Source organism: Pseudidiomarina gelatinasegens, from assembly GCF_004025325.1.
Taxonomy (GTDB): domain Bacteria; phylum Pseudomonadota; class Gammaproteobacteria; order Enterobacterales; family Alteromonadaceae; genus Pseudidiomarina; species Pseudidiomarina gelatinasegens.
Genome location: NZ_RSFE01000004.1, coordinates 192,017 through 212,611 on the forward strand (window position 1 = coordinate 192,017; position 20,595 = coordinate 212,611).

Here is a 20,595-nt window from a genome sequence, read left to right on the forward strand (position 1 = left end):
TCTGAAGGTAACGAATCATGAAAGCACTCGCGAAATTACATGCAGAACCTGGTATTTGGATGACCGACGTTGAGAAACCTGAATACGGTTACAACGACTTGCTCATCCGCATTAAGAAGACTGCGATTTGCGGCACCGATGTACACATCTACAAGTGGGACGAGTGGTCACAAAAAACCATTCCTGTACCCATGGTTGTTGGTCATGAATATGTGGGTGTTGTTGAAGCGATGGGCGAAGGCGTTCGCGGCTTTGAACAGGGTGATCGTGTTTCAGGTGAAGGCCACATTACCTGTGGCCATTGTCGTAACTGCCGCGCCGGCCGTCGACACTTGTGTCGTAACACGGTTGGGGTTGGCGTCAACCGCCCAGGTGCTTTTGCCGAGTATTTGGTGATTCCTGCTGACAACGCATTCAAATTGCCAGACGACATCAGTGATGATTTAGCGGCTATTTTTGACCCGTTCGGTAATGCCGTGCACACCGCGTTAGCCTTTGATTTAGTGGGCGAAGACGTACTGATCACCGGTGCTGGCCCTATCGGTATAATGGCCGCAGCGGTGGCCCGTCATGTTGGCGCGCGCCATGTGGTGATCACTGATGTGAACCAATACCGCTTAGATTTAGCCAAGAAAATGGGCGCAACACGCGCTGTTGACGTCAGTAAAGAAAACTTAAAAGACGTGATGAATGAGCTTGGTATGAAAGAAGGCTTCGATGTGGGCCTCGAAATGTCTGGCGTGCCGTCAGCTTTTGCACAAATGCTAGAGACCATGAATCACGGTGGCAAAATCGCTATGTTGGGTATTCCCCCACAAAGTGTCGCAATTGACTGGAACCAAGTTATCTTTAAAGGGCTAGTGATTAAAGGCATATACGGTCGGGAAATGTTTGAAACCTGGTACAAAATGGCAAGCTTGTTGCAATCAGGGCTCGATTTAACCCCAATTTTGACGCACAGTATGCCTGTAGATGATTTTCAGAAAGGCTTTGATATTATGACTTCAGGCCAATCCGGCAAAGTGGTGTTGGACTGGAGCTAATACAGCTCGACAAGTAAGGACACAAAGAATGGCTGATTTTAAACGCATTAATCCAACGACCGCGCACAGCGTGTGGCAACAAGGCAACGCGCGTTTTGTCGACATTCGTGACCAGCGTTCATTCGAAGCGGGCCATATTCCTGGCTCGCTGCGCTTAACCGATGCGAACGTGCAAGAGTTTCTGGCTGACCTTGACGACAACGTTGAAGTGGTGGTTGTTTGTTACCATGGCAACAGCAGTCAGGGAGCGGCGCAGTACCTTGCCCATCAAGGGGTAGAGCCGGTAAGCAGTTTAGATGGCGGAATGACAGCCTGGGCGCAGTCGTTTCCCGATGCGGTGGAGCGCGGCTAAATGCAAAAACTACTGACCACCCGCGATGCGGATATGATGGCAAACCTTTATCGCTACTTACAGCAAAACGGGGTTCCAGTCACGGTCAGTGAACATGGTAATCAGTTGGAGTTGTGGCTGACAGTTTCAAGCTACCATGCCCATGCAAAAGCGCTTATTCAAACCTTCAAAGAAAACCCACAACTGGCTGAGTTAACGGTACAAGAGAACGCACAACACGAAGCCGATACTGTGGCGCCGCCCGTCAGTTTTTTCAGCACGCTACTGCAACAAGCAGGTTGGTTCACGGCCAGTTATGCGGCTGCAGTAGTCCTCGTGTTTATTGGCTTAATGACGCCACTGGCTGAGTCAATTCTGAGTATTCTACTGTTTAATCCGAATAATTTCGAAGCCCTACCATGGACACAGCCGTGGCGATTTATCACACCTGCCCTGCTGCATTTTAGCGTTTTACATATCGTGTTTAACGTTTTTTGGTGGTGGTATCTAGGCGGGCGGTTTGAACGTTACTATGGCAGCAAATGGCTTATTTTAGCCTTCTTGTTTTGCGCGGTTATGTCAAACACGTCGCAATTTATTGAAAGTGGCCCCTACTTTGGCGGCTTATCTGGCGTGGTGTACGGTTTGTTCGGTATCGCCACCGTGGTGGGCTGGAATAATCCACGACACCCCTTGTTCTTACCCAAAGGTTTAATCATTTTTATGCTGGCTTGGTTGGTGCTCGGCTACACTGGCCTACTGTGGGTTAACATTGCTAATACCGCGCATACCGCGGGCTTAATTGCTGGCTTGTTAGTTGGCGCTGGCATTCGAACTTTAACCAAATACAGTCAATCGTAACGGCTTATGCGTTTTCCTGAGTTAGCGAACTTCGACTTTCCTATTGTGAGCCAAGGCCAGCAAGCTGATTGGCAGCTGGCCGATGTTGACAGCTTGCCCGACAATTCGATTATTCGACAATGGTTACTTGACCCAGATTCACTCACAGCAAAGCTCAAACGCCATTGCCAAACATTCAGCGTTGAGGTTCTGGGGCAACACCCGGGGGTTATTCGCCCGGATGAAGCGCGCTGGTTAGGCAACGTTAGCGAGGCAACCATTCGCGAAGTTATCTTATGTTGTGATGGCCAACCGTGGGTATTTGCGCGTAGTGTATTTCCGCAAAGCGCACTTGACGAACAGGCGTTGAAGTTGGGGCAATTGGGAAATCAACCGCTGGGGGCACACCTCTTTGCCCAACCTGATTTGACGCGCAGCGACATTGAAGTTTCAGCCTTTACACCGCAGTCTCGCATTAGTCAGTTGCATCAGTGTTTGAATTATCCACCGCAAACGCTGTGGGGCCGTCGCAGCTGTTTTACTGCTGCGGGTCAGCGCGTACTGGTTGCTGAAGTGTTTATCGGCGAATCCGTGCCAGCACAACTTACACGCCTAAAGGAACAACACCTATGATACGAGCAGGTCAATTTATTAGCGCGTGTTGGCGCTTGATGCGTGCTGATCGTCCTATCGGCAGCTTACTACTTGGTTGGCCGACATTGGTCGCCTTGTTGATTGCTGGTAACGGCAACCCGCCGCTACGCACGGTGGTGTTGTTTATGCTCGGGGTTTTTGTGATGCGCTCAGCCGGCTGTGTGATTAACGACTATGCCGATCGCAATATTGACGGGCATGTGGCGCGCACGAAATTACGACCATTGGCGACGGGCGAACTGAAGCCTTGGCATGCGCTAGCACTATTTGCCGTGTTGTTGTTGCTGGCATTTATTATTGTGCTGCAGTTTAACCAAGCAACCATTTTATTAAGCTTCGCGGCGGCGGCTGTTGCCACTTTGTACCCGTTTAGTAAACGCTTTACGCAACTGCCGCAAGTCATACTTGGAATAGCATTCAGTTTCGGTATTTTAATGCCCTTTACGGCACTCGACCAAGGCTTACCGCTGGTAGCTTGGATACTGTTTTTCGCGAATATTGCGTGGACTGTGGCATATGATACTGAGTACGCAATGGCTGATCGCGCGGATGATTTGAAAATAGGGGTGAAATCCACCGCCATTTTATTCGCGGGGCACGACACCTTCGCTATTGCGGTGCTGCAGTTGGTTGCGCTTGCACTATTGGGTTGGCTTGGGTATTTGTTGTTATTTAGCTGGCCCTATTGGGCCGGGCTTGGCGTTATTGCGTTGTTGTTCTTATGGCAACACTACCTTATCTGGTATCGCGAGCCACAGCGCTGTTTTCAAGCCTTTTTGCACAACAACAACGTGGGCTGGGTACTCACCCTTGCTGTTGCTGCGCATTATTGGTTTTAATAGCTTGGCTTAATTCGCCGCACTCACGAGTTGCTGCACCGACTGCCTAATGGTCTGCAACACGGCTGGTTCCAGCAACAAGTCAACCGCGTCGCTAAGTTCACCAACGCGATGGTCGGCCACCATTTCACCTGAGTCTGACACGGTAAAGTAGCCTTCCGATTTTAGCGTACCAATGAGTGTGCTAAGTACTTTCTTGTCAAAAAATTCCGGCGCATTCACGCCGTGAACCGCACTGAGACGTTCCGCGAGCTGTACCGAATTCTGCTCAAGCTCACTGCGAGAAATCGGTTGTGCTTGTTGCAGTAACTCCAAAACAATTGCGTAACGCTGTGCCGTTTCACCCGCGCTTCGGGCTAATAAAACAAGCTGTGAGTAGGCTTGTGAGTCGCGTTTGGCAACCATAAATTCGCCAGTTTCAGGCTCACTGAGCAAGCCGCATTGCACATATTGTTCCAGCAATGCACTTACCCACAGTTTCATATCCGCCTGAGAATGACTGATAAATAATTCACTGCGCAATAACGGATGCAACTGGGCTAACAACTGGCTCGCCTGTTCCCCGCTAAAGCGTTTATGCCCCAATGCAAAGGCCGCCAAAAGTGCTGGCACAATAACCATGTGCATAATATTGTTACGGTAGTAGGTCATAGCGATAGCGTTAGTACCATCAAGGCGAATCAGCTCGCCAATACCGTCTGATTCAACAATGAATTTGTCGTGTTTTTTAGCCAGCTGCCACAGTGCCTCGCCGTCTTCCTCTGGCACATACGCGTCTTTGCTATATGGCACTTCGCCTAAAATCTGCGTGTAGAGGTTTAACTGACTCACCAGCTCTTCGCGCGTTAACGCGTGCTGCTCCGAACTCAAAATAGCTAATGCCGTGAGGTTTACACTGTTTAGTGCCGCTGAGTTATTGATCCGACACATAATTTCATCAGCCAATAAATTAACGGTTGGCGTTAACCATTTTGGCCGCTCCGGCTCTTCTGCTCCGGTGGTGATCGCTTCACGCCAATTCGGCTGCAGTTTTTCAAGTGCTTCGCCTAGGTTAATCGGCTCGCCAAAGCTCACATAGCCTTGGCCAAAGTTGCGTAAGTGACGCAAGCTTCCTATCACCTTCCACACCGATTCTTTTTCTTTTGATTTGCCTTTGAGTTCTTTTAAGTAAGTACCCACTTCCATGACATGTTCGTAGCCAAGGTAAACCGGTACCAACGACATTGGGCGTTGCTGACCGCGCAACATTCCCTGAACGGTCATCGCAATCATACCGGTTTTGGGTGCCAACAAACGACCCGTTCGGCTACGCCCACCTTCAGTAAAGTATTCAACCGGGTAACCTTTTTGGAATAGCCGGTTAAGGTATTCGCGAAACACCGTGGAGTACAGTTTGTTGCCGCGAAAGCTGCGACGAATGAAGAATGCGCCACCGCGTCGGAATAGGGGGCCGGCCGGGAAAAAGTCCAGATTCACACCGGCTGCAATATGCGGTGGAACGAGGCCTTCTTTATAGATTACATAGCTTAATAGTAAGTAGTCCATGTGCGAACGGTGGCAAGGTACGTAAACAATCTCATGGCCTGCTTCAGCCAATTCGCGGATACGCTCACCGCCTTCAACATGAATACCGTTATAAATACGACTCCAGCACCATGACATAAAGCGGTCGAGCAAACGAACCAGGGTATCGCTGTAACTCGCCGCAATCTCGTGCAGATACTTTTCCGCGACTTTGCGTGCCTGCTGCTCGGTTATTTTCTTGCTACGCGCTTCGTCGGCAATGGCTTGTTGTAACGCTGGCGTGTCGAGCAGATCTTGAATAACCACTGCACGCTCGGTCATTTTAGGGCCAGCAATTGCATGCCTTAGCCGTACGAAGTGTACCCGCGCAACGCGCGCTAGCTTGTGCGCCAGGTCTTGCGTGGAGCCACGCTGCTCGGCCATTTCGCGCAATTGCACCGGTAAACTGGCGCGCAACAAAATATGCCGACCTGAAAACATAACCAGCCAAAATTTTCGCCAATGGCCTGGGTTATCAATATCAGACACCATGGTATGCCCTTGGCGAGGCTCTTGTCCGGGCTTACGCCCCCAAAATAAGCCAATGGGCACAACCTTAATGTTTAACTGGCTGTCTTTTTGATGCGCTGCAATCAGCTTCTCAAAGTCTGCGATAGCCTGTTGGGCTGAGCCATGGTCAGTTTGATCAAGAAACATGACGCGCGCCAGCTGCTGACCATTAATAAAGAGTTCATCCGCGGGGTCTGGCAATCCAGCTTGTTTCAGCGCCCGCTGCGCCACCAACATATCGGTGGTTGAGGTAGAACGCATCACATACACAACATTGTTGTCACCGACCACTTGCTGGGCAGTGTCATCCAAAATAATTTCGAAACGCGTTAACCAACGTACAGGCCAGTACATAATCGCGCGCCAAAAGCCTCTTAGACTCATCGAATATCCCCACTAATTACAGACGTATAAAGCATACCACTAATGATAAAAATTGTCTGACTGAAAAATTTTTGAACAAAAAAGTTGCGAAACCAAAACGCCTGTATATACTCACAGTATCACTGTATAGATAAACAGGTATTCAGATGCGTCCATTAACACCGAGACAGCAAGAAATTTTGACCCTTATTAAAGACAATATCGATGCGACCGGCATGCCGCCTACCCGTGCTGAAATTGCCCAGCGCTTAGGATTTAAGTCGGCAAATTCTGCCGAAGAGCATCTCAAGGCGCTCGCTAAAAAGGGTGTGATTGAAATGATGCCTGGCATGTCGCGCGGTCTCCGCTTAATCGGTGTAGACGTCGAAGAGCTGCCAGAAGGCCTCCCATTAATCGGGCGCGTTGCCGCTGGTGAGCCTATTTTGGCGCAGGAACATATCGAAAGTCACTACCAAGTTGATCAGAATTTATTCAAGCCACATGCCGATTTTTTACTTCGCGTAAACGGCATGAGCATGAAAGACATCGGGATTCTTGACGGCGACCTGCTCGCTGTACATAAAACACAAGAAGCACGTAATGGCCAAATCATTGTGGCACGCGTTGAAGATGACGTCACAGTCAAACGTTTTGAGCGACGCGGAAACATCATTTTATTGCATCCGGAAAACGAAGAGTTTTCCCCCATTCAAGTCGACCTTACCCACCAGTACTTCACCATCGAAGGTTTGGCTGTTGGCGTCATTCGAAATGGAGCATGGTTATGAGAAACGAATTCACAAAACAATTTAACGACCTTGGTTTTGACGTATGGTCAGCCGTTCCAGCGCTGGAAACAACCACGAATAATTTAGACGATATATTGCCGCGGTTGCATGCTCTGTCATTACGTACAAATCAGTGGATTACCGTCATTGGCGCGCGTCGTGATCTTATTGAGCAGCTGGTCAGCGCGGGTATTAGCCGCTCACGCATTCGTTGGGTTCATGGTCGCAGTCAAGATGAACGTGAATGGGCAACTGAGCAAGCTCTGTTAGCCGGAACCAGTAGCCTTGTATTAAGTTGGCTCGGTGAATTATCACCGCGTATGCAACAACGTTTAAAAATGGCTAGCAAGGTTAGCCAAACGCACAGTTTCGTGTTTAATGATTTACCTTCACTCACCCCACTCCACTAAACCTGCTTGTGAAGGTTGTCAGTTAGGGCTGCAGTTGCAGCCCTTTTTTTATACTTAGATGTAAAAATTCTTCGAATAGGCGGTTTCTTTTTCACCAGAAAATGGTATTTTGAATGCGCATTAACTGCTAACACAATAAACAAAAATAATATTTGATACATAACAACAAAGGGTTAGTGGGAAAAAGATTTTCATTTGAAAAGCTGTTCCTTTTTCTACTCACCTCGTTGTTCTTCAGGCTCGCACTTCGGTGTATTCGCGGCCAACCCGCGTCGGAAGAATGAGAGGAGATTTCGCGTGAGCATTAGACTCATCACTGCGCTAATAGCAAGTATTCCTTTTGCTGCTAGTGCGCAATCGCAGTTGAACCTGACTCAAGGTGTTACCGAGATCAGTCAACGCGTTTACGACCTTCACATGACGATTTTTTATATCTGCTGTGTGATAGGTATTATCGTTTTCGGTGTCATGTTTGTTTCCATGATTGTCCACCGCAAGTCCAAGGGTCATAAGCCTGCGACGTTTCATGAAAACGTGAAGGTTGAAATACTTTGGACCGTTATCCCGTTCCTGATTCTGGTTGGTATGGCGATTCCAGCAACTAAGACGCTATTTGCCATGGAGGACGCGTCCGAAGCTGAAGTCACTGTTCTGGTTACCGGGTCACAATGGAAATGGCACTACAAGTACTTCGAGCACGACGTTGAGTTCTTTAGTCTACTGGCCACACGCCAAGACCAAATTAACAACCGTCTCGACAAAGGTGAAAACTACCTGCTTGAAGTTGACCGCCCATTGGTTATTCCAACAGATACTAAAGTTCGGTTCTTGGTCACGTCAGATGATGTTATCCACTCGTGGTGGGTTCCTGATTTCGCCGTGAAGAAAGACGCGAACCCAGGCTTTATTAACGAAGCTTGGACCAAAGTTGATGAGCCAGGAATTTATCGCGGCCAATGTGCTGAGCTTTGCGGTAAAGACCACGGCTTTATGCCGGTCGTTGTTATCGCGAAAGAACCTGCTGAATATCAAGCATGGATAAGCGAACAAGAAGCCATTGCCAAACAAGCTGCTGAAGAAGAGCAACGCTTGCTGTCTATGTCGATGAGCAAAGACGAGCTCATGGAGCTAGGCGAGCGCGTATATCTTGGTAGCTGTGCTGCATGTCACCAACCTAGCGGTGAAGGTATTCCTGGCGTATTCCCAAGCTTGAAAGGCACCGAAATGGTCTTAAATGACCAAGCGGGCCACATCAATATCGTTGTCAATGGTAAAGCAGGTACAGCCATGCAAGCATTTAGCAATCAGCTAAGTCTGCGTGAACTGGCGGCTGTTATTACCTATGAGCGAAACGCTTGGGGCAATGACACTGGCGACCTGATTCAGGCCGCTGATGTAAACGAATTTTTGAATCAGTAAGGGAGACCCGATATGAGCACAGTTGCTGGCGAGATGGATCATAACGATCATCACCACCACGCGCCATCGGGTATTACCCGTTGGTTCTTCACGACAAACCACAAGGACATCGGTTCGATGTACCTTTGGTTTAGTTTTATTATGTTCTTGGTTGGCGGTTCAATGGCAATGGTTATTCGTGCCGAACTATTCCAACCTGGTTTGCAATTGGTTGAGCCGCATTTCTTCAACCAAATGACCACCGTTCATGGCCTCATTATGGTATTCGGTGCAGTTATGCCAGCCTTCACCGGCTTGGCGAACTGGATGGTACCTATGATGATTGGTGCGCCAGATATGGCGCTGCCGCGGATGAATAACTGGAGCTTCTGGATTCTGCCATTTGCGTTTGCAATCCTGCTGGCTTCATTGTTCATGGAAGGTGGCGGCCCAGCGTTTGGCTGGACCTTCTATGCACCACTTTCAACCACCTACAGCAGTGATTCCACGGCACTGTTCGTGTTCTCGGTTCACATCATGGGTATTTCGTCGATTATGGGCGCAATTAACGTGATCGTGACTATTATGAACATGCGTGCACCTGGCATGACTTACATGAAGATGCCGCTGTTTGTGTGGACATGGTTTATCACAGCCTTCCTGTTAATCGCTGTAATGCCTGTATTGGCCGGCGCCGTAACCATGGTGCTCACGGATAAATACTTCGGCACCAGCTTCTTTGACGCGGCCGGTGGTGGTGACCCCGTATTGTTCCAGCATATTTTCTGGTTCTTCGGGCACCCCGAAGTGTACATCATGATTTTACCGTCCTTCGGTATCATCTCAGCGATTATTCCAGCGTTTTCCCGTAAACGACTGTTTGGTTATTCGTCGATGGTTTACGCCACGGCGGCCATTGCTGGTTTGAGCTTTATCGTTTGGGCGCACCACATGTTTACCACCGGTATGCCTGTGGCGGCAGAAATATTCTTTATGTACGCCACCATGCTGATTTCGGTGCCCACCGGGGTGAAAGTATTTAACTGGGTAGCCACTATGTGGCGCGGTTCAATTAGTTTTGAAACACCCATGTTGTTTGCCTTGGCGTTCGTGATTTTGTTCACAATCGGCGGTTTCTCTGGATTAATGCTTGCGATTACCCCAGTTGACTTCCAGTATCACGACACCTACTTCGTGGTCGCGCACTTCCATTATGTGCTTGTTACGGGTGCCATTTTCTCGATTATGGCAGCTGCGTACTACTGGCTACCGAAATGGACTGGCCACATGTACAACGAAACCTTAGCGAAATGGCACTTCTGGACCTCGCTGATCTCGGTCAACGTGTTGTTCTTCCCAATGCACTTTGCAGGCTTAGCCGGTATGCCACGCCGTATTCCGGACTACTCGCTACAGTTCGCTGACATTAACCAAATTGTTAGTATCGGTGGCTTCGCGTTCGGCTTATCACAGCTTATCTTCTTAGCGGTTGTGATTAAGTGTGTACGCGGTGGCGAAAAAGCATCTGCGAAACCATGGGAAGGTGCAGAAGGTTTAGAGTGGACAGTACCGTCACCGGCACCGTACCACACCTTCGAAACACCGCCTGAGGTGAAATAAAAATGACTGATAATAATCCGACTCCTAACCCGCGCCCAGATAACGCGCGGGTCATTCGTCGCCTACTGTTTGTTGTTGTAGGCATGTTTGGTTTCGGGTTCGCATTGGTGCCATTGTACGAAGTGTTTTGCGACATTACCGGGTTTAACGGCCGCACAAAAAACGAACAAGCGGCTGTTAACACACGCCAAGTCGATACTTCGCGCACCATCAATGTACAGTTTATTACCCGGGTCAATACAGGAATGCCGTGGGGGTTCAAGCCGGAAGTTACATCCGTGCGTGTGCACCCCGGTGAAACAAAAGTAGTTAACTTTTTGGCAAACAATCCAACTGGTCAAAACATGGTGGCGCAAACTGTGCCTTCAGTCGCGCCAGGTGAAGCCGGTTTGTATTTGAATAAAACCGAATGTTTTTGCTTTAACCAGCAGCCGTTGGCGGCTGGTGCTAAAACAAAAATGCCAATGCAGTTCTACCTAGATCCGGATATTCCTAAACATATACATACGTTGACTTTGTCATACACGATGTACGATATGACAGCCAATGCTCAACCTGATGTTCTCGCAACCTTTGAAGCAACATCAGCAGACTGAGGATTAGTTTTATGGCACAACAACACGAAAAATATTACGTACCTGCTTCAAGTCCGTGGCCGATAATTGGCGCTATCGCCTTAGGCTTAATCGCTTTTGGTGCAGGCCACACAGTTATCGACATGAAGAATGAAGCCACTGACGGCTGGGGTGTCAATGTACTCCTAGGCGGCATTGCCGTGCTTCTGGTTATGTTGTTTGGTTGGTTCCGCGACCAGATTAACGAATCGATGGCCGGCATGTATAGCAATCAGTTGGGGCATTCGTACCGTCAGGGTATGAGCTGGTTCATCTTTTCAGAAATCATGTTCTTTGCGGCGTTCTTTGGCGCATTGTTCTACGCCCGTGTGATTGCGGTTGAATGGCTCGGTGGCGCCGGCAACAACGCGATGACCAACGAGGTGTTATGGCCAGCTTTTGAAGCCCATTGGCCACTCACGCAAACCCCAGGTGGCACAGAGTCTGGTGCAATGGGATGGATGGGTTTACCGCTATACAACACCATTATTCTGATTGTATCGAGCGTCACGTGTCACTTTGCGCATGTAGGGCTAGAAAAGAACAACCGTAAGCAGCTGACTATTTGGCTGGCTATTACCATTATTCTAGGCTGTATCTTCTTATACCTTCAGGTTGCAGAATACATTCACGCTTATGAAGAACTGGGACTAACGCTCGACTCCGGTATTTACGGAAATACGTTCTATCTGCTTACCGGGTTTCACGGTATGCACGTAACACTCGGTACCTTGATGTTAATCATCATGTTCCTGCGTGTTATCAAAGGTCACTTCACCCCAGAAAAGCATTTTGCCTTCCAAGCAACCAGCTGGTATTGGCACTTTGTTGATGTGGTTTGGGTGTGCTTGTTTATCTTTGTTTATATTCTATAACGCTGTCGCGGCCGTATTGACGTTCCTGATTACGAGAACATCAATACGGTCGTGGATTTGGTGTCAACACCCCAGATGCCAGTAGTAGTACGATCACCACAATGGCTATAGCGGAAAACAACACCCGCTGCCCCAAGAATTTGGTCATGGAAGGTTTGGTCGGGTCGTCGCGGAGCATGGCAAATAATGCTCGAAACAAGTTTACGACCATAAATAACATGAGTAGTACCAATATGATTTTTGCAGTAATAACCATCACAGATTCCTATCGAAAAGTTTCGTACGGAGCTCGACATGCGTAAAGGCAAACTCCTTGCTACGCTGCTCACTGTGCTGGCAATTGCAATTTTGGTCAAGCTTGGATTTTGGCAACTTGATCGTGCCAACGAAAAAGAACAACTATTTGCAGATTACGCTAACCGCTCTACCCCAACACTTTCGTTAAACACGCATCGCGCACCTGCAACCGAGATACCTCGCTTTGCCGAAGTTTCAGTGCAAGGCGAACTGCTTGAAAGTTACCTATTGCTCGACAATCAAATCATGGATGGCCAACCCGGCTATCATGTAATCGGCTTGCTTGAAGCGAATCTATCCGACGCCACTCAACATATTGTGATGATCAATATGGGCTGGGTACCCTGGGGCGAAACGCGGCAACAACTACCAGAACTTCAATTGCCCACGGGAAAAGTAACCATAAACGGTTACTTTTATGAGCCCAACATCACCAAAATTTGGGGCATGGGCGATACCTTGGTGGAAAACGACCAATGGCCGGTGCGCGTGCAGCAACTTGATGCCGACGCAATTCGCACAGCAACACAACTTCCCATTCAACCCTATGTGGTGCTACTCTCAGAATCTGCTGAACTGGGTTGGCCGCGCCAATGGCAACCGCAAGTTATGAAACCAACCAAGCACCGTGCTTACGCATTCCAATGGTTTTCTCTCGCCATCGCATGCTTGTTAGTTTTCTGGTTTGCCAGCCGTTCCAAAAAAATAAAAACAGAGGAATGACCATGACCACTATCAAAAAATCGCGCGTTACCCTTGTTGGTGTTGTGCTCGCGTTTTTAATTCCTGTCATCGGTGCTAAATTAGTGCTGGACCAAAATTGGTACCAAGGTGCAGCGACCAACAAGGGCACCATGATGGTGCCACCGGTTGAGCTGCGCCAACTTAGCGACAGCTTACCTGAAGGTTGGCGCGTCGCGTTGCGTGACGACGGCAATTGCGATCAGGCATGTGTGCAAGGCTTGTATGCAATCAATCAACTTGATATTGCCTTGGGTAAAGAAACCGACCGCGTCAGCCCTATCCTAATTAGTGCCAACGGGACCCAACTCGACTTGAATCAAGTGCCATTGGTTAAGCATGTGCAGGACCTGGCGCTGGCTCAAGCCGTTGCCGATATTCCAGCACATCACTTATTCATTATTGATCCACTCGGTAACGTCGTTCTTTATTATCCAACGTATGAAAATGAAGAAGCGATGCGCGCAGAAGCGAAGAATCTACTTTCTGACCTGCGCACTTTGTTAAAGCTTTCTAAGATAGGTTAGTCGCATGCGCACATTCGTTAAGTTAACTGTTGTTTTAGCTTTTGTGGTGATTGTTTTGGGTGCATATACGCGCCTAACTGACGCTGGTTTAGGCTGCCCGGATTGGCCTGGTTGCTACGGCGAGTTGACCGTTCCAAAAGATTCCAACAAGGTGGCCGCGTTATTTCCTGATGCCCCATTGGAATCCCAAAAAGCCTGGAACGAAATGATTCACCGCTATGCGGCGGGCACACTGGGCCTATTCATTTTAGCCCTTACTGTATGGGCCTTTATTCGCAAGCGTAAACACCCTGAACAACCGGTATTATTGCCTGTTGCGCTGCTGTGTTTGGTGACCTTCCAGGCAGCACTAGGTATGTGGACCGTAACCATGAATCTGCAACCCTTAATCGTTATGGGGCATTTGCTCGGCGGTTTTACCACGATATCGTTGTTGTACTTGTTATCACTTCGGCTCAAGCGCGTACACATGCCGCTTGGCGATGCCAAGATGAGAACGCTGTCGGGCTTTGCGTTGTTTGCTTTACTGGTCGTGATTGGACAAATTGCCTTGGGTGGCTGGGTTGCTGCCAATTATGCGGCAATGGCATGTACCGACTTACCATTTTGCGAGGGCAATTGGAGCGAACGCCTCGACATAGCTGGCGCATTCTCGGTACCGGAAGCAAACACCTATCAATATGGCGCTCACGACTACGCTGAACGCATGACCATGCATGTCGCGCATCGATTTGGCGCATATTTCACCGCCATTGTGGTGGGTTTGTTACTCTGGTTTGGATTTAGACGCACGCAAACCAGCGTAATTCGCAGCAGTTTGAACTGGGTTACATTATTTTTAGTTATTCAACTGGCGTTAGGCTTCAGCAATGTAATTTTCATGCTGCCGCTTGGCGTTGCAGTAGCGCACAATGCTGTGGGTGCGCTTTTGTTACTTAGTTTAGTTGGGTTAAATTACAAGATCGCCCGCAACGCGTAATGACGTATCACCGCGTGAAGTACATAATGACAACGGCGAGGTAAATTCGAATGTCAGAACAAGCTCAAATGTCAGGCGCCGACAAGGCGCTTGCTGAAACCTATAAAAAACATGCCAGCTGGCGTGACTACTTAACCCTGACCAAACCCAATGTGGTGCTATTGTTGTTACTGACAGCATTGGTTGGAATGTGCCTCGCCACGCCTACTTGGGTACCTTGGCAAATCATGGTTCCAGGCCTTATTGGTATTGGTTTAATGTCAGGCTCAGCGGCAGCTGTTAATCATCTGGTTGATCGCCATATTGACGCCCGCATGGCTCGCACGCTGCGTCGCCCCTTACCGTCGGGGGCCTTGTCGCCTAAGCGCGTACTCACCTTTGCTGCTGTTATCGGTGCGTTAGGGTTCGCGGTTCTGGCGCTTTGGGTCAATATGCTCACCGCTTGGCTGACGTTCGCCAGCTTGATCGGTTACGCCATGGTTTACACCATGTACTTAAAACGCGCCACCCCACAAAACATCGTTATTGGCGGTTTGGCTGGTGCTGCACCACCGCTGCTTGGTTGGACCGCTGTAACCAACGAAATCCACCCATTTGCAATTTTATTGGTCATGATTGTGTTCACCTGGACACCACCTCATTTCTGGGCGCTTGCCGTTCACCGCGCCAAAGATTATGCGAAGGCCGAGATTCCAATGTTGCCGGTAACTCATGGTATCGAGTTCACTAAAACCTGTATTTTGCTGTATACAGTGTTACTCGGGGTTATTTGTTTATTACCATATATTGTTGGCATGTCCGGCGTTATCTATTTAGTCGGCTCGAGTATTTTGAGTATTTGGTTTTTGGTTTACGCTTGGAAACTGAAGTTCGCCCCAACCAAACGCACTGCGTTTAACATGTTCAAATTTTCAATCTGGCAGTTATTCGCGCTGTTTATTTTGTTGCTTGCAGATCACTACTTAGTCTCACCCGCATTGGTCGGGTTATAGCCACAGAAGGGAGTTCTACAATGCAAAAGCTACTGATTAGCATCGTCGCATTAATTGCTTTGGTATTTGGTGTTGTTATTTACAACAACTTACCAAAGCCAGAGCCGCAAGCACTGGTATACGACCCGCCACGTACCTTGGAGTCGTTCACGCTAGAGAGCTCGCTTGGCAACGACGTGACCAATAGTAATTTACAAGGGCAATGGACGCTGCTATTTACCGGCTACACCTTTTGCCCGGATATTTGCCCCACAACCATGGCCAACCTTCGCAAAGCCATGCCTGATTTGCAGAAGCAAGCTGAACATCCGGTAAACGTGTGGATGATTTCAGTAGACCCGCAGCGCGACACCGTGCAACGGGTGACTGATTACGCAGGTTTCTTTGGCCCTGAATTTGTTGGCGTGCGTGCCGAGCATCCGCAGCTGTACCCGTTCGTAAATGGTTTGGGTTTGATGTATTCAATACCTGACGAAGGCGCTACTGATTACCTCGTGAACCACAGTGCAGCCATTGTTTTGGTGAATCCTGATGGGCAGCGCCAAGCTATTTTCAAAGCCGAACACGTGATGGGTGAAATTCCTTCGGTAAACATGACGCAATTGATCACCGATTTCGCAATCATTGCGTCACAATTTGATTAACGATTAGTCCGGCCAGCGTCCGCGTTCATCAGCGCGGACAAACGGGTGCGAATACCAATAAAAACGGCCGGATTGCGATTTACTCGGCACCGTACAGTTTACCCGCGACCGGCCAATCGGCAACGGCTGCTCAAGTTGCACCGTAAAGGTATTCCCGTCCCACTCAGGTTGCAGCACTTCCCCCCCTGCAAAACAGTTCATTTGGCCTGGGTTAAAGTCTTCGGTTGTAGCAACGCTAACCGTGAAGCTCGGAGTGGTTTGCCCTTCGGAAACTAACATTTCCTCTGGCTCATAATCAGTTATCGGTAAGCCTAAACTCTTCATCTTTGTACGCAACGTTTCTAAATTCGCATACTGGGCTGACGCTGGAAACCGCGGAATTGCGGTGGCCGGGCTGTGCGAAGTCCACGGCCCGGAGTGCTGGCCAAATGCTATAAAATCATGCTTTTGCAACAAGGTCTGCAATGCCACATCGTATTCACCGTACGGATAGGCAAGATGACGAGGCTGCTCGCCGAGGTTTTCGTCAATCTCGCGTTGCGCATCAAGCACATCGGCGACCACCCGCTCACGCCACTGCTGTTCGGTTTCATCTTCATAGCGCCACGTCATGTGCCAATGACTATTGGTATGGTTCGCGATCTGCGCACCATGTTTCTGCAGCTCACGCAATTGTTCCCACCCCATATATTGGCTCGAGGCTTCTCGCATGAGTTTTGGGTTCACAAAAATGGTGAAGGGATAATTGTATTCTTTGAAAATCGCCAACCCTTCGCGGTAAACATTGCGCCAGCCATCATCGAACGTTATTGCCGCGGTGTATTCCGGCAACGATTCGCCAGCGGCAAATCGGCGTTGTATTTCAGCAATGGACAATACCGTAAAATCGTTCTCTTTTAACCACGCAAAGTGCGCCTCGAGCTCTTCGGCTGTCACTGAAGTCACCCGCGGTGTATCATCCCCAATGTGGTGGTATTGCAACACAGCAACACTGCCCGGTGCAGCCCAAGACACACAGCTCATTAACCCAAGAACAATAAGCATGAAACGCATAAACAAACTCCCGTTCAATTTTGGTAAGCGCGCTGATCATCGCACTATTTTTGCGATTGCTTTGCCCATGATCATATCAAATATTGCCGCACCTTTATTGGGTTTAGTGGATACGGCAATTATTGGGCACTTGCCCCAATCGATTTATCTCAGTGCTGTTGCGCTTGGCGCCATGATTGTCAGTTTTATTTATCTACTCGCCATTTTCTTGCGCATGACAACCACAGCCGAGATTGCGCACGCGTTTGGCGCTAAAAATCATGCCGCCGCGCAGCAAGTGGTGGTGCATGGCATGGTACTGGCGGTAGGCATCGGGCTGTTACTGCTGCTGGTTACCCCGTGGATTATTGATTTTTCGTGGTGGGTCATCAACCCCAGTCCTGACCTGCAGCGCTACGCGTCACAATATATTGGTATCAGGCTTTGGGCGGCACCCGCTGCATTGATAAACTTACTGGTACTGGGTACCTTGCTCGGCCGCCAGCAAAGTCGCGCGGCAATGGCCTTGGTGATATTTACCAATGCCGTGAATGTTATTGCTGACGTTGTTTTAATTTTAGGCTTAGGAATGAATGTTGCCGGTGCTGCATGGGCATCGGTGCTGGCCGAAGTATCCACCGCGTTGCTTGGGCTTTGGTTAATTCGTGATGTGTTACCCGCACCGCACTTATGGCGCATTACACCAAGCTATCTTAAACGCTTTGCGGCAATGAACCGCGACGTGTTTATTCGCTCACTATTATTACAGCTGTGCATGGCCACAATGACCGGTTATGCCGCGCGCTTCGGCACCGTGGTGGTAGCTGCCAATGCGGTACTGATGCAGTTTCTACTGCTCATTTCACTGGGCTTAGACGGCATTGCCTATGCCGTGGAGGCACTGCTTGGGGCCGCGCGCGGACGTAAAGACACCGCTAAAATTCGTTACTGGATGCATCTCACGCTGTTCTGGTCGATGCTGTTCGCGCTGGTTTATAGCCTGATATTTTTTGTGCTCGGCGATTGGATAATTCGCATGCTGACCGATTTACCCGACGTCATTTCAGTTGCGCAACGTTACTTGCCCTGGCTAATCGTCTTACCCCTGCTAGGGCACTGGAGTTACTATTACGACGGCGTATTTATTGGTTTGGGCCTCACACATGCCATGCGCAATACCATGGCGGTAAGTGCCATTGGCGTGTTTGTGCCGGTTTGGCTGCTTTCCCAGTGGTGGCTTCCAAATGAAAACGCCAACCACGGCTTGTGGTTGGCGTTAAGCTTATTTCTACTGGCCCGTGGTTGCAGCCAGTGGGTTTACTTACGTCAGCGCGGGCTTACATCGCTGGTGCAAGATCATCCATCAGAATAAGTTGTGGCGGCAAGCCACCGCCAGTAGCGTCCACCGCAACAGCAGTGTAAACGCCAGCGCCTTCTAAGGTTAGTTCAATTGGGCCAATCGCAGCGGTTTGAGTACCTGCCGCAGTAACGGTCACAAAGTAGGTGCCCGGCACCAATGAAACATAACCGGTTGATACTAATGCAGCCGCGTCAAAAGTCACATCGGCAAAGGCTGGTGTTGCTTCACTAATGTCGCTGGTTGCTGTTACATAAATATCTACTGGACCCGCACTTGGCGATGCATGCACCAATTGCACTTGGGCTTCGGTGGCAATGCGACGCGCGTCGTCTTCTACCACAGCAAGAGTCAGCGAGCTGTCACCTAAAGCGCCTACAGCATAAACACTAACGCGTTGGCTTTCGGCCAATGTTAAGGCTGCATCGTCGATAACCACAGGGTCACCGCCGGCTGCTGCAACATCAACCAAATAGTCATCGCCCGGCAAGTTAATAAAGTCGGTGAATTCTAAAAAGGCTAAGTCTGCGACTGCTGGCGTTGCAGCGTTATTGACGGTGATATCTACCGCCGGCGCGTCGGCGCTGGCATGGACAATACGTAGTTCACCGCCAGCGTCTGCTGAAGCAATGAGTTGCGCGCCTTCACCGTCCGCCACTTGCAACATAATTGGTGATGGGCCAGTTCCAGTATTGGTCACTGCGGCAACGACGAGGTCTTCACCTTCGGCAAACTCGGCAGTGCCACTGTCAAATACCACCGCACTCGGATCACCAGCCGCAGTAACGCGTACTTGATACGCACCAGCAGGTACATCAAGTTGCGCCGTGTAGTCGGTGAATTCTAATGTGGCCGCAGGTTGTTCTGTAGATAGGTCTGCGTCTACTTCAGTCAAGTAAACATCAACCGCAGGAGCGCTCGGTGCAGCATGAACAACTTGCAGTCGGAAGTTCCCTGCCGCAATGTCACTGACAGGATTTTCAATAATTAACGGGGCAATCGTTTCGTCAGCAACAGTGCCCACCGCGAAGATTTCATAGCGTGTATCTGCGGCGAAATCTAAATCAGCAGGCCCAATGACCGTCGCAACGCTTTCGTCGGGTAAAATGCCGTCTACCTGAATGCTGTAACTGCCTTCATCAAGCTCGAGTACGCCTGAAGAGGCGCCAAAAGGTACAGCTTCGAGGGTTGCCGAACCATCTACCAGTACATTTACGTCAGGCGCATCCGCTACGGAATGATGCACGCGCACGAAAGTAGATGCTGGTGTAACGGGTGGCGTCACGGTATTATTGTCGCCAGTGGAGTTATTATCGCTATCGCAAGCAGAAACGAAAATCGCTGCCGACATAGCGAGACCAAGTTTAGTGATCCCATTCATAATGTGTTCCTCATTGTGTGTATTCGCAAATCACACTACGAAAGAACATTTAGGATGGGATCACTCCCTCGATCTATACAAGGTTAAATTTTACACAACTTTAATAGTATGAATGTTCGCCAGCTTGGTGCTCTGTAACGTCTCGAACGCCATTGAGCTCACCTGGGAAACGTTGTACAAGTTCCTTTTCGATGCCCTCTTTCAGAGTCACATCCACCATACTGCAGCCGTTACACCCGCCACCGAACTGCAACACTGCAATACCGTCGTCGGTAATGTGGTTCACAGAAACCTTACCACCGTGGTTGGCCAACTGCGGATTGATGTCAGCTTGAATAACGTATTCAACACGCTCAATTAATGGCGCATCGTCAGCCACTTTTCGAGCTTTTGCATTGGGTGCCTTCAGCGTGAGCTGCGAACCAAGATCTTGCTCTTCAAAATCAATTGCAGCGTCTATCAAGAATGGCGCGCTGCCAGAATCGACTACCGCATCAAACCCGCTAAATGGCAATACTTCATCGTCCGGCTCAATCGCGTCGGGCGGACAATATGAAACACCACATTCGGCCGACGGCGTACCCGGGTTCACCACGAACACGCGAATATTTGTGTTATCCGGTTGTTCGGCAAGCAACTTGCGAAAATGTGCTTGCGCACTTTCTGTAATACGAATCATGGGTTAACCACCTCACTGCTATACCTGAGTAATTTAGTAAGGTATATCTTATCGCAAATTTCACGCATTGCATAGTAATCAGCTTGGGCATTGTAGCTAAGTTTGCTAGCGTGGCAGC

Annotated in this window: 22 protein-coding genes; 17 read left to right on the forward strand and 5 right to left on the reverse strand. The window is 49.3% G+C overall.

The features are described 5' to 3' along the window. Positions 1–17: 17 nt before the first annotated feature. Genes tdh through ubiA form a run of 5 tightly spaced genes read left to right on the forward strand, consistent with a single transcriptional unit; the run spans position 18 to position 3,707 of the window. Positions 18–1,043, forward strand: coding sequence for an L-threonine 3-dehydrogenase (gene tdh, locus EGC76_RS06900; RefSeq protein ID WP_128352267.1), 1,026 nt, complete (start codon positions 18–20; stop codon positions 1,041–1,043). Between the two features lie 28 nt (positions 1,044–1,071). Beyond that, complete coding sequence (gene glpE, locus EGC76_RS06905) at positions 1,072–1,395, forward strand: thiosulfate sulfurtransferase GlpE (RefSeq protein WP_128352268.1); 324 nt, start codon at positions 1,072–1,074, stop codon at positions 1,393–1,395. Further along, positions 1,396–2,235 carry a rhomboid family intramembrane serine protease gene (locus EGC76_RS06910; RefSeq protein ID WP_128352269.1) on the forward strand — a complete coding sequence of 280 codons (840 nt, stop codon included), beginning with the start codon at positions 1,396–1,398 and terminating at the stop codon, positions 2,233–2,235. A gap of 6 nt (positions 2,236–2,241) precedes the next feature. Beyond that, positions 2,242–2,847 carry a chorismate--pyruvate lyase family protein gene (locus EGC76_RS06915; protein WP_128352270.1) on the forward strand — a complete coding sequence of 202 codons (606 nt, stop codon included), beginning with the start codon at positions 2,242–2,244 and terminating at the stop codon, positions 2,845–2,847. Then, positions 2,844–3,707: a 4-hydroxybenzoate octaprenyltransferase gene (ubiA, locus tag EGC76_RS06920; RefSeq protein WP_128352271.1), complete on the forward strand. Its 864-nt coding sequence runs from the start codon at positions 2,844–2,846 to the stop codon at positions 3,705–3,707. The genes EGC76_RS06915 and ubiA overlap by 4 nt, the downstream gene beginning before the upstream one ends. Before the next feature lie 9 nt (positions 3,708–3,716). On the opposite strand, the gene plsB is transcribed toward ubiA, so the two are convergent. Beyond that, complete coding sequence (gene plsB, locus EGC76_RS06925; RefSeq protein WP_128352272.1) at positions 3,717–6,164, reverse strand: glycerol-3-phosphate 1-O-acyltransferase PlsB; 2,448 nt, start codon at positions 6,162–6,164, stop codon at positions 3,717–3,719. Positions 6,165–6,310: 146 nt separating this feature from the next. On the opposite strand from plsB, the gene lexA reads away from it, so the two are divergent. The 6 genes from lexA (at position 6,311) to EGC76_RS06955 (ending at position 11,848) form a co-directional block, all read left to right on the forward strand. Next, on the forward strand, positions 6,311–6,931 hold the full coding sequence (gene lexA / locus EGC76_RS06930) for a transcriptional repressor LexA (RefSeq protein ID WP_128352273.1): 621 nt from the start codon (positions 6,311–6,313) through the stop codon (positions 6,929–6,931). Beyond that, entirely contained in the window at positions 6,928–7,341 is a 414-nt protein-coding gene (locus EGC76_RS06935; protein ID WP_128352274.1) for an SOS-response cell division inhibitor, read from the forward strand. The genes lexA and EGC76_RS06935 overlap by 4 nt, the downstream gene beginning before the upstream one ends. A gap of 303 nt (positions 7,342–7,644) precedes the next feature. Further along, a complete protein-coding gene (gene coxB, locus EGC76_RS06940) occupies positions 7,645–8,760 on the forward strand; it encodes a cytochrome c oxidase subunit II (RefSeq protein ID WP_246013928.1) in 1,116 nt (371 codons plus the stop codon). A 12-nt stretch (positions 8,761–8,772) separates the two neighbouring features. After that, a complete protein-coding gene (gene ctaD / locus EGC76_RS06945) occupies positions 8,773–10,359 on the forward strand; it encodes a cytochrome c oxidase subunit I (RefSeq protein ID WP_128352276.1) in 1,587 nt (528 codons plus the stop codon). A gap of 2 nt (positions 10,360–10,361) precedes the next feature. Further along, positions 10,362–10,955 (forward strand): cytochrome c oxidase assembly protein, encoded by a 594-nt coding sequence (locus EGC76_RS06950; protein ID WP_128352277.1) that lies wholly within the window; start codon positions 10,362–10,364, stop codon positions 10,953–10,955. Positions 10,956–10,966: 11 nt separating this feature from the next. Continuing rightward, a complete protein-coding gene (locus EGC76_RS06955) occupies positions 10,967–11,848 on the forward strand; it encodes a cytochrome c oxidase subunit 3 (RefSeq protein WP_128352278.1) in 882 nt (293 codons plus the stop codon). Positions 11,849–11,888: 40 nt separating this feature from the next. On the opposite strand, the gene EGC76_RS06960 is transcribed toward EGC76_RS06955, so the two are convergent. Further along, complete coding sequence (locus tag EGC76_RS06960) at positions 11,889–12,104, reverse strand: DUF2909 domain-containing protein (protein WP_181950953.1); 216 nt, start codon at positions 12,102–12,104, stop codon at positions 11,889–11,891. Between the two features lie 38 nt (positions 12,105–12,142). Between EGC76_RS06960 and EGC76_RS06965 the strand changes: the two genes are divergently transcribed. The 5 genes from EGC76_RS06965 to EGC76_RS06985 all read left to right on the forward strand — a co-directional run bounded on the left by EGC76_RS06965 (position 12,143) and on the right by EGC76_RS06985 (position 16,028). Then, positions 12,143–12,868, forward strand: a complete 726-nt coding sequence (locus EGC76_RS06965; RefSeq protein ID WP_128352279.1) for an SURF1 family protein — start codon at positions 12,143–12,145, stop codon at positions 12,866–12,868. Positions 12,869–12,870: 2 nt separating this feature from the next. Further along, positions 12,871–13,413 (forward strand): hypothetical protein, encoded by a 543-nt coding sequence (locus EGC76_RS06970; protein WP_128352280.1) that lies wholly within the window; start codon positions 12,871–12,873, stop codon positions 13,411–13,413. A 4-nt stretch (positions 13,414–13,417) separates the two neighbouring features. Then, entirely contained in the window at positions 13,418–14,392 is a 975-nt protein-coding gene (locus EGC76_RS06975) for a COX15/CtaA family protein (protein ID WP_128352281.1), read from the forward strand. Positions 14,393–14,460: 68 nt separating this feature from the next. Continuing rightward, a complete protein-coding gene (cyoE, locus tag EGC76_RS06980; protein ID WP_246013929.1) occupies positions 14,461–15,384 on the forward strand; it encodes a heme o synthase in 924 nt (307 codons plus the stop codon). 20 nt (positions 15,385–15,404) lie between these two features. Then, complete coding sequence (locus tag EGC76_RS06985) at positions 15,405–16,028, forward strand: SCO family protein (protein WP_128352283.1); 624 nt, start codon at positions 15,405–15,407, stop codon at positions 16,026–16,028. Positions 16,029–16,031: 3 nt separating this feature from the next. Here the strand turns inward: EGC76_RS06985 and EGC76_RS06990 are convergent, their stop codons facing one another. Next, positions 16,032–17,081 carry a polysaccharide deacetylase family protein gene (locus EGC76_RS06990; RefSeq protein ID WP_128352284.1) on the reverse strand — a complete coding sequence of 350 codons (1,050 nt, stop codon included), beginning with the start codon at positions 17,079–17,081 and terminating at the stop codon, positions 16,032–16,034. On the opposite strand from EGC76_RS06990, the gene EGC76_RS06995 reads away from it, so the two are divergent. Further along, a complete protein-coding gene (locus EGC76_RS06995; RefSeq protein WP_128352285.1) occupies positions 17,071–18,432 on the forward strand; it encodes an MATE family efflux transporter in 1,362 nt (453 codons plus the stop codon). The two genes, EGC76_RS06990 and EGC76_RS06995, sit on opposite strands and share 11 nt — an antisense overlap. Here EGC76_RS06995 and EGC76_RS07000 read toward each other — a convergent pair. Continuing rightward, positions 18,398–19,798 carry a DUF4397 domain-containing protein gene (locus tag EGC76_RS07000; RefSeq protein ID WP_128352286.1) on the reverse strand — a complete coding sequence of 467 codons (1,401 nt, stop codon included), beginning with the start codon at positions 19,796–19,798 and terminating at the stop codon, positions 18,398–18,400. The genes EGC76_RS06995 and EGC76_RS07000 overlap by 35 nt on opposite strands. A 100-nt stretch (positions 19,799–19,898) precedes the next feature. Continuing rightward, positions 19,899–20,477, reverse strand: a complete 579-nt coding sequence (gene nfuA, locus EGC76_RS07005; RefSeq protein WP_128352287.1) for a Fe-S biogenesis protein NfuA — start codon at positions 20,475–20,477, stop codon at positions 19,899–19,901. Positions 20,478–20,595: the final 118 nt, after the last annotated feature.

Coding starts and splice junctions, on each gene's coding strand:
- EGC76_RS06955 (WP_128352278.1), top strand. CDS start 10,967: ATGGCACAACAACACGAAAAATATTACGTACCTGCTTCAAGTCCGTGG.
- EGC76_RS06970 (WP_128352280.1), top strand. CDS start 12,871: ATGACCACTATCAAAAAATCGCGCGTTACCCTTGTTGGTGTTGTGCTC.
- cyoE (WP_246013929.1), top strand. CDS start 14,461: ATGTCAGGCGCCGACAAGGCGCTTGCTGAAACCTATAAAAAACATGCC.
- EGC76_RS06960 (WP_181950953.1), bottom strand. CDS start 12,104: ATGGTTATTACTGCAAAAATCATATTGGTACTACTCATGTTATTTATG.
- EGC76_RS06965 (WP_128352279.1), top strand. CDS start 12,143: ATGCGTAAAGGCAAACTCCTTGCTACGCTGCTCACTGTGCTGGCAATT.
- EGC76_RS06985 (WP_128352283.1), top strand. CDS start 15,405: ATGCAAAAGCTACTGATTAGCATCGTCGCATTAATTGCTTTGGTATTT.
- lexA (WP_128352273.1), top strand. CDS start 6,311: ATGCGTCCATTAACACCGAGACAGCAAGAAATTTTGACCCTTATTAAA.
- EGC76_RS06935 (WP_128352274.1), top strand. CDS start 6,928: ATGAGAAACGAATTCACAAAACAATTTAACGACCTTGGTTTTGACGTA.
- EGC76_RS06990 (WP_128352284.1), bottom strand. CDS start 17,081: ATGCGTTTCATGCTTATTGTTCTTGGGTTAATGAGCTGTGTGTCTTGG.
- EGC76_RS06995 (WP_128352285.1), top strand. CDS start 17,071: ATGAAACGCATAAACAAACTCCCGTTCAATTTTGGTAAGCGCGCTGAT.
- ubiA (WP_128352271.1), top strand. CDS start 2,844: ATGATACGAGCAGGTCAATTTATTAGCGCGTGTTGGCGCTTGATGCGT.
- EGC76_RS06910 (WP_128352269.1), top strand. CDS start 1,396: ATGCAAAAACTACTGACCACCCGCGATGCGGATATGATGGCAAACCTT.
- glpE (WP_128352268.1), top strand. CDS start 1,072: ATGGCTGATTTTAAACGCATTAATCCAACGACCGCGCACAGCGTGTGG.
- EGC76_RS06975 (WP_128352281.1), top strand. CDS start 13,418: ATGCGCACATTCGTTAAGTTAACTGTTGTTTTAGCTTTTGTGGTGATT.
- nfuA (WP_128352287.1), bottom strand. CDS start 20,477: ATGATTCGTATTACAGAAAGTGCGCAAGCACATTTTCGCAAGTTGCTT.
- EGC76_RS06950 (WP_128352277.1), top strand. CDS start 10,362: ATGACTGATAATAATCCGACTCCTAACCCGCGCCCAGATAACGCGCGG.
- ctaD (WP_128352276.1), top strand. CDS start 8,773: ATGAGCACAGTTGCTGGCGAGATGGATCATAACGATCATCACCACCAC.
- tdh (WP_128352267.1), top strand. CDS start 18: ATGAAAGCACTCGCGAAATTACATGCAGAACCTGGTATTTGGATGACC.
- EGC76_RS06915 (WP_128352270.1), top strand. CDS start 2,242: ATGCGTTTTCCTGAGTTAGCGAACTTCGACTTTCCTATTGTGAGCCAA.
- plsB (WP_128352272.1), bottom strand. CDS start 6,164: ATGAGTCTAAGAGGCTTTTGGCGCGCGATTATGTACTGGCCTGTACGT.
- EGC76_RS07000 (WP_128352286.1), bottom strand. CDS start 19,798: ATGAATGGGATCACTAAACTTGGTCTCGCTATGTCGGCAGCGATTTTC.